This is a genomic window from Actinoplanes sp. NPDC051633, assembly GCF_040681735.1.
GTDB lineage: Bacteria > Actinomycetota > Actinomycetes > Mycobacteriales > Micromonosporaceae > Actinoplanes.
This window is the reverse complement of record NZ_JBFAZH010000694.1, coordinates 1-4,209: the sequence shown is the minus strand read 5'-3', so window position 1 is coordinate 4,209 and position 4,209 is coordinate 1. Positions and strand designations below refer to the sequence as shown.

Sequence of the window (4,209 nt, the reverse complement as noted above, 5' to 3'; positions counted from 1 at the left end):
GCACGTTCACCGTCTCCTCCCCGGACGCGGCGAGCATCCGGAAGGTCGCGCTGGTCGGACTGGGCGACGTCACCCACGGCGTGGATCAGGGCCAGCGATATGTCCCGCTGGGTTTCACGGCAACGGGTACGACGCTGACGGTCAACGGCCCGCCGAACGGCGGCGTGGCCCCGCCCGGCTACTACATGCTGTTCGTCATCAACGCCGCGGGCGTTCCGTCGGTCGCGAAGATGATCCAGATCGGCCGAGGCCCGAGCCCGGTGCTGAGTCCGGTCAAGAACAGCACCGGCAAGTGCATCGACGTGCCGTCGTCGTCCACGGCGACCCGCACGTACCTGCAGGCCTACAGCTGCAACGCCAGCAAGGCACAGGCGCTGACGCGACTGCCGGACGACCGGACGGTGCGGGTCCTCGGCAACTGCCTGGACGTTCCGTCGAGCAGCTTCGTCACCGGGAGCAAGATCTGGGCCTACTCGTGCAACAAGTCGGCCGCCCAGACATGGCAGTTCGGCACGGACGGCACGATCCGGCCGACGGCCAGGACAACGCTGTGCCTGGCCGCCGCCTCATCGCTGAACAAGGCCGCGATCCTGATCTCGACCTGCAACGGCAACGCCCTGCAGAAATGGACCTGGTGAGCCCGGAGGTCAGGTGGTGGCACCGGTCCGGGACGCCATGGCCTGCAGGAAGATGTCGGTCATCTTCGCCGGGTCCGGCGCCAGGAACACACCGCCCGCCGGCGTCACGTCGGTGATCCTCTTCAACTCGTTCCGGTCGACCCCGGTACCGATGCCGATGATCACCAGGCGGACCGGCCGCTTGGGGTTCAGCGCCTTCTTCATCTCGACGAGAAGCTGGTCGATCTCGATGCCGTCCTTGTTCTCGTTCTTGCCGTCGGTGAACAGGATGACCGAGTTGATCCGTCCGGGCACGTAGTCCCGCTGCACCTCTCGATAGGCGGCCAGCACCGTGTCGTAGAGGCCGGTGCCGCCACCCTTCTTCGGCCCGAACTTGTTGGTCGTAGCGGCCAGCTCCGAACGCGCCGCGGTCAGCGGGCTGATCGGATACAGCTCCTTGTACGGCTTCTTGCCGTCCAGCTCGGTCGAGAAGATCCACACACCGACCGACCACTTGTCGTCGAACAGCGACAGGCCGACCCGTGCGGCCTGCGCGGTCACCTGGGAACGGGTCAGACCGCCCGCGGTCGGCACCGGCTCGGCCATCGAGCCGGAGACGTCGAAGACCGACAGCACCCGGCCGGGCTGGGTGATCGCGGCCCAGCTGCCCAGCGCCTGGTTGATCACGCCGGCGTCGATCCCGGACGCGGCCGCCCCGCCCTGGGACGCGTCCGCCGAGCCGGCCGGAGCCGTCGCCGACGGCGCGCCGACGGGCATCGAGAAGCCGGTGCCGACCGTGCCGTCCGGGCCGCGCAGCCCGGCCGCGGCCAGAGCGTTCTTGAACTGCGCGGTCTGCAGGCGCTGGCGCAGCCCGACGGCCGCCGCGGACCGCTGCAGGTCGACCTGCGGCATGATCGCGAACGGGTAGTCCAGGCCGGGCGGCGCCGGATCCAGGTAGAGGGCGGCGAGCTGCAGCGGGGGCCGTTCCGCGTTGTACGCGATCACGTCCTCCTCCGACAGCGGCGCCGCGGTCAGGCCGTTGGCGACGCTGGCCGGGTCCGCCGAGCGCGGGAACTTCTGCAGCATGTCGTCGCGCAGGCTCGAGCTGTCCGCCGCCAGTGCACGCAGCGCCCCCACCTTCGCCTGCTGCCCCTTCACACCGCTCGGTGCGGCCGCCGCCAGCGCGAGCAGGCCGGCCAGGCCCGCGGCGTCACGCGCCGGGTCCACGATGCCGGTGCGCACGTCCGTGCTCGCGTTCATCTGCGTCAGCAGATCGCGCCAGCTGAGTTTCTTGTCCGGCCAGCCGAACTTGCCGGCCACCGGGGTGGGCATGGCCACCACCACCGGGCTCTGCGCGATCGGCGCGCCGTCCGACGGCGTGAAGCCGGAGGCCTCCGCCTTCAACCTCTGCAGCCAGGTGCGGGAATCGGGCACCCAGACATCCGGCACCGCCACCGACTGGGGCGCGGTGCCCAGGCCGCTCAGCTGCACCGAGTGGTCACGAGCCACAGCGGCGGCCATCGTGGCCGGGTTCACCGCGTTGACGTTCACCTCGACACAGGTGCCGTTGACGTTGCCGCCGTCGGCCATCCACTGCTGTGCCGCCTGCTCGATCGCCGGGAGGATCTCGCTCGCGGCGGCGACGGTCAGCGGGACCCGGCCGGTGCAGCCCTTGTCGGACAGCTGTTGATAACCCAGGTACGAGGTCGCGATCACCACGACGATCGCCATGGCGGCACCGACGACACCGGCACCTCTGAGGTTGAAGTTTCGACGATGGCGGCCAGTCACGCGCTCCATACTGCGGATCGCGGACGCCGGATGCCACAACGAACGGGTCAAAACTTGGGCTAACTCGAAATAAGTTCACGACTTCTCACCCTGTGTGCCCGTCCCATGCCTGTGCGTGGGACGGGCAGGGGACGAACGGCCGCAGGCGGCTCCGCGGCGGAAGGAAATGCGCGAAGGCGCACCAACGCGACGGCGCCCAGGAACCGAAGTCCCTGGGCGCCGCGCGTGAGCGATCAGGAGATCAGGAGATCCTGATCTTGGCCGATGTGCCGTTCTCCTCCACCACGCGGATCTTCACGCCGACCGCGGGGAGCTTGACCCCGTGGTTCGGCAATTCCTCGTAGAAGTACTTCTTGGTGTCGTCGAACAGCGGCTGCGCCGGCTGCCCTCGCAGCAACGAGGGCTGGCCGTTGACGTGCAGCGTGAACGACTGGCCGGGGCGGGTGCTGAACGGTGCGTCGTACACCTGGAGGCGGGCACGCCACGGCAGCCCGTCCAGCCGGTACTGCGGGCGGGGATGCGCGTCGATGTAGAGGTTGCGGCCCTGGCCCGGGTGCAGGTTGGTGTCGTTGTCGACCTGCGACCGGTCCCAGTACGAGATCAGCACACCCTGCTGGTACGAGTAGTGCTCGACCCAGTTCGGTTTCGTGTTGGCGAAGCCGAAGTTGTACGGGCCGGTCTTGAGGTACCGGTCGTACGAGACGTAGGTCCGGTGCCCGGCGATGTAGTAGTTGTCGTACTGCCCGGTCGAGCTGGTGCCCACGGTGGTGAAGCCGCGCAGCGTCCACGGCGAGGTGCTCTCGGCGTCGTCGCTGAACAGCACCGTGCTGCCGTCGACGACCTGGATGTTGTCGGCGAAGAAGCCGCCGGCCGAGTAGCCGCCGTCGGTGCGGTAGTAGAACTGCAGGTAGACGTTCTGCCCGGCGTACGCGTCCAGCGGCACGGACACGTCCACCCACTGGTTGTCCGTGCTGCCGCTGATCGCCGGCCGCGGCGGGTTGGCGCCGTCACGACCGAACGGCTCCCCGTTGATCGTGCCGTCCAGCGCCGTCCACTTCTGCCCGTCCAGGGACGCCCGGACGTACAGATAGTCGAAGTCCTCCTCGATGTTGTAGCGCGCCTTGAAGTTCAGGGCCGGATCGGTCGCGCCGGTCAGGTCGAACTGGCGGGTCATCGAGTTGCGCAGATCGTCGGCGTTGCCGGAGAAGTACTGCTTGGTACCGGAGAACGGTGCCCCGAACTCGGTGGTGACCGTCTTCTTCGGCAGGACCACGACGGCCGCCTGCGGCTTGGCGCTGTTGTACTCCTCTGGGCCCAGCGTCAGGGTGCGCTTCTGCTTCGCCACCACCGTCTCGTAGTCGAGCCAGCCGAGCTGCAGCTTGTTCCACGCGCCCAGGTCGCCCGCCCGGGTGCCGATCGGCTCGCCGGCCGCGCTGAGCCGGCTCTGCGCCATCAGCGTCCAGTGCTCGTTGTTGTTGTCCCCGCCGGTGAGCACGTTGTAGTCGTCGGGCAGGCCGAGGTCATGGCCGTACTCGTGCGCGAAGACGCTGAGCCCGCCGTTCTCCGGCTGCATCGTGTAGTCGCCGATCCACAGGCCGGTGTCGGCGATCTCGGTGCCGCCCAGCAGGTTGCCGGTCGGGCCGCGGTCGCCCTCGTCATCGCCGTACGCGAAGGCGCGGTGGCTCCAGATGGCGTCCTCTGCCTGCCACGGGTCACCGTCCGCCTCGTCGCCACCGGCATGCACGATCTGGAAGTGGTCGAGGTAGCCGTCGGACTCGTTGAAGTTGCCGTCGGCGTCGAA

At 68.7% G+C, this 4,209-nt stretch carries 3 protein-coding genes; 1 reads left to right on the top strand and 2 read right to left on the bottom strand.

The window, feature by feature from the left end:
• The coding region (locus AB0M20_RS29945) for a galactose oxidase-like domain-containing protein (protein WP_364303669.1) at window positions 1–638 on the top strand (638 nt) is incomplete at its 5' end.
• 9 nt (window positions 639–647) lie between these two features.
• Here the strand turns inward: AB0M20_RS29945 and AB0M20_RS29940 are convergent.
• Both AB0M20_RS29940 and AB0M20_RS29935 read right to left on the bottom strand, forming a co-directional pair.
• Window positions 648–2,348: a substrate-binding domain-containing protein gene (locus tag AB0M20_RS29940; protein ID WP_364303668.1), complete on the bottom strand. Its 1,701-nt coding sequence runs from the start codon at window positions 2,346–2,348 to the stop codon at window positions 648–650.
• Window positions 2,349–2,649: 301 nt separating this feature from the next.
• The coding region (locus AB0M20_RS29935; RefSeq protein ID WP_364303667.1) for an immune inhibitor A domain-containing protein at window positions 2,650–4,209 on the bottom strand (1,560 nt) is incomplete at its 5' end.

Bases quoted from the DNA above. Each gene is read 5' to 3' on its own strand.
- AB0M20_RS29940 (WP_364303668.1), bottom strand. From the start codon at position 2,348: ATGGCGATCGTCGTGGTGATCGCGACCTCGTACCTGGGTTATCAACAG.